Origin of the sequence: Rhodoblastus sp. (genome assembly GCF_052145335.1) — a bacterium.
GTDB lineage: Bacteria > Pseudomonadota > Alphaproteobacteria > Rhizobiales > Beijerinckiaceae > Rhodoblastus.
Genome location: NZ_JBKQOU010000279.1, coordinates 1 through 3,470 on the forward strand (window position 1 = coordinate 1; position 3,470 = coordinate 3,470).

At 59.5% G+C, this 3,470-nt stretch carries 4 protein-coding genes; 1 reads left to right on the plus strand and 3 read right to left on the minus strand.

All coding sequences use genetic code 11. The features are described 5' to 3' along the window. A partial coding sequence (locus tag ACLP2E_RS17385; RefSeq protein ID WP_442466655.1) for a hypothetical protein occupies window positions 1-496 on the minus strand: 496 nt, incomplete at its 3' end. A 324-nt stretch (window positions 497-820) separates the two neighbouring features. Beyond that, window positions 821-1,669, minus strand: coding sequence for an RNA methyltransferase (locus ACLP2E_RS17390; RefSeq protein ID WP_442466656.1), 849 nt, complete (start codon window positions 1,667-1,669; stop codon window positions 821-823). A gap of 276 nt (window positions 1,670-1,945) precedes the next feature. On the opposite strand from ACLP2E_RS17390, the gene ACLP2E_RS17395 reads away from it, so the two are divergent. Continuing rightward, window positions 1,946-2,425 (plus strand): acylphosphatase, encoded by a 480-nt coding sequence (locus tag ACLP2E_RS17395; protein ID WP_442466657.1) that lies wholly within the window; start codon window positions 1,946-1,948, stop codon window positions 2,423-2,425. Between the two features lie 54 nt (window positions 2,426-2,479). Here ACLP2E_RS17395 and ACLP2E_RS17400 read toward each other — a convergent pair whose 3' ends face one another. Next, a complete protein-coding gene (locus tag ACLP2E_RS17400) occupies window positions 2,480-3,055 on the minus strand; it encodes a hemerythrin domain-containing protein (RefSeq protein WP_442463391.1) in 576 nt (191 codons plus the stop codon). Between the last annotated feature and the right edge of the window lie 415 nt (window positions 3,056-3,470).

Genomic DNA, 3,470 nt, shown 5'->3' on the forward strand with positions numbered 1-3,470 from the left:
CTCCCGCTCCGGGGCGTAGCTGGCGGGGTCTTTGGCGTGCCATCCGGCGGCGAGGTCCCGCCGCTACTAAGTGCTTCGCTATATCCCGTTTATGCATGGGGCCATTCGCCAGCAAGTCTTCTATCGCCGCATTGACCCGATCACGTTTTGACCCCGGTCTAGTGCGCGCGTAACGAGCTGAAGGCCCCTCATTCTGTGCGAATTCTTGGTCCGGTTGGGTGAGAGAAGCGGGCGCAACCGATTGCTTCCCACCTGATGCGTATTCGCGTTCAATCATCGAAATTATGTTCGTGAGTCTCTGATATTCTTCTTTGGCGTCAGAGACGCGGCTCTTAACAAACGCAAGCTCTGTTTCGGCGGCTTCCAGAATCGATAGCGCTTGCGCTGCTTCATTCCTTATCGGTTCGAGTATACGGTCGAGTTTACGGTGAAATCGAAGCGCATCGATGTTCGGTTGCTCGTCCGGCACGACCGTCGGATTGTCTTCGTCTGGCAAAATGTACCTCATGGTACGCGATAGTTGGGTGCAGCTTACCACCCCGCAAGCCCTTATACGAAATATATTTTTCGATTAAGGCCCCGTCGCAGCCACCTTCGGAACCGCTAAGAAAAATTGTTTACCCGGTATTTTTTAGACAATCGCCTGCGTTTTTTGACATACGGCCTTTCTTAGCCAAAGCTTCCCGCAAGGGGAGAAGGGCGCAACGCTCGAAGGCGAGCGCATCGACAACATCACCGACTGGGGCCTGAAGCAATTCAACGCCCATTACAAAAAGGGCGCCCTCCCTTCTCCCCTTGCCGGAGAAGGGAGAGTCCAGCCCTACGCCCCTGGCTCTGGCGGTTCCTGCGGCGCCTTCACCTGCTTGATCCTCTTCCTTGTCTGCGGTTTTTCCCTCGGGCCTTCGACCAGACGGACGATCGCGCCCCACAGGGTGCGCACGTCCTGCTGCGACAGGTTCATCCGATGCAGCATGTTGCGCATGTTGCGCTGCATCACCGGGCGTTTCGATTCCGGCCGGAAAAAGCCCGCCGCGTCGAGCTTTGCTTCCAGGAACTCGAAAAAGGACAGGGTCATTTCGCGCTGCGCCGGCGGCGAACGTTCAGTCATGTCGAAGGGGACGGCCCCGCCCTGCCGCGCCTTGAAGAACTCGTAGCCGCACAGCAGCACCGCTTGCGCCAGATTGAGCGAGCCATAGGCCGGATTGACCGGAAAGGTCAGGATGGCGCTGGCCAGCGCGATATCGTCGTTATCGAGTCCGGTGCGCTCCGGTCCGAACAAGACGCCATGCTTTTCGCCCGCCTGAACGGCGGCGGCGGATTCCGCCATGGCGACTTCTGGAACCTCGATGCGCTTGTGCTGGCCGCGTTCGCGCGCCGTCGTCGCCCAGACGAAGTTCAGATCGGCGACGGCCTCCGCGACGCTGTCGAAAACCCTGGCGTTCTCGAGCAGATGCACGGCGCCGGCGGCGGCGGCATAGGCGCCCTTGCGCCGCGCGCCCGTTCTCGGCCAGCCTTCGCGCGGAGACACGAGGCGCAGGTCCGACAGGCCGAAATTGGCCATGGCGCGGGCGCACATGCCGATATTGACCGCCAGTTGCGGCCGCACCAGCACGATCGCCGGGCCGCCCTCGAAAAGCTGTTTCGTTCTGTCCGTACCGGCTCCGACCAAGACGCTTGCCCACCCTAAATTTCCAGCAAGGCGAGAGCCGCCCACGCGCTCACCCGATCGTTACAGGCGAAGTCTGGCCCTTTAAGCGTAAAGAGCGACCCGAATGCAAGCTGGCGGTCAAAATCACACACGCTTGGCCCCTCGCCTGGGTTCACGGAAGTTTGGACTGCTTTGGACCAGCCTTGTGGGTTACACTCCGGGTCCGCGACGTGGACTGAACCCTGACCACCTCAGGGGCTGCGATCGATTAGGCACCCCCGACCGAAGGAAAACGGCATGAGCAAGACCGACAGCCCCAAGCAAGCGGCCGTTACAGCCACTGTCACCGGCGCCGATATCCAGAAGGTCGGTTTCCGGGCCATGATCCAGAAGGAGGCGATCATGTACAATCTCGCCGGCTCCGCCCGTAACAACCCGGACGGAACCGTGTCGGTGAGCCTGCAGGGCGACAAGGACAGGATCGAGGACACCCTCGCCGCCATTCGTGGCGGCAGCAAGAAATCGTCGAAGAACAACACGGTCAACCAGGCCTCGGCGGCATTGGACCCCAATCTGAAGACGTTCACGGTCTTCGCCTGGACTTCGACCACCCGGAATATCACCAATCCCTACGACCTGGTTTTTACCCTGCGGCCCGCCGATGACGAGATTTCCCTAAACGACGCCAAGGCGGCTTGGAACAAAATCGCGCTGAGCACGCTCAAGGGCGACGACCTGACCAAGTTCAACAATCATATGGCTAGCATTGACGAATGATCATTCCGGTCGAGGGGCTGGCTTCTCCGATCGCCGGGCCGCCCAGTTGGCCAGTCACCGACCCGGCCAGCCCCGTTCCGCCTCAGCCTCCTGCTCCAACTGCAAGATATGCTTTCGCACGGCGTCGAACCTCTCTTCGACGCGTTCGCTGAAAAGCGGATCCTTCCGATCCCTCAATGTCGAGGCGATCTCCACCCAGTCCTGAGGTTGCAGAGCCTTGACCGCGGCCGGAAAGAAATCACGCTCTTCCATGGCGATATGGCGCCGTCCATGCACGATGAAGTCGCGAATCATGTCGTCGACCGTGCGCCGCGGGACGTCCGGATCTCTCAGCACACTCTCGACCGCCTGCACAACCCGGCGCAAACGTTGGGCGCCTTTCCGATGCTCGTCCGCGAGATCGCCAATAACCGCAGCCGCGGCAGGATCGCGCGCTCTCAGCTTCTTGAACACCATGTCCTCTTGCGGATGATGGTAGACCTCGGGATAGACTTTGAAATAGCAAATAACCGCCCAGACAACCTCGTAGTCGGGCCGCTCTCCCCGCTCAAGAACGCCCAGCTCCCGCTCGAGAACCAGGAGCAGCTTTTCGATGTTGCGATGTTCTCGGCTCAATAAATCAATGATCATCGGTTTGATCTTTGCGAACGCTCGTTACCCTACCACCGGATCGGCCTTCCGGCCATGCGAGAGATCAGTTCGGCGCCGGAGCCGCGACACGATCCCGTCGGATCATGGACTGCCGGGGCGCCCGCGAGTGACGCCGTTCGTCCGTGGTCAGATTTCGTCACGCTATGCGGCAAGACAGGAAAACGTTCCAAAACAGAATCGAGCTGAGGAAAGGAATAGAAAAAATACGGCTGTACAACGGCTTTTACACCTTGCTGCCTGCCGTTATTTTTTGTGGATAAGTTATCACTCCTCACAAAACAGCCTTATTGCATCTTCCTGATATCGACCCTTGAGTTCCGACGCGAAGTGCAACACCCCCCGCCGATCTGGTATCGGCTTGGCTGTTCAGGACCAATGGGAGTGTTGCCATGCG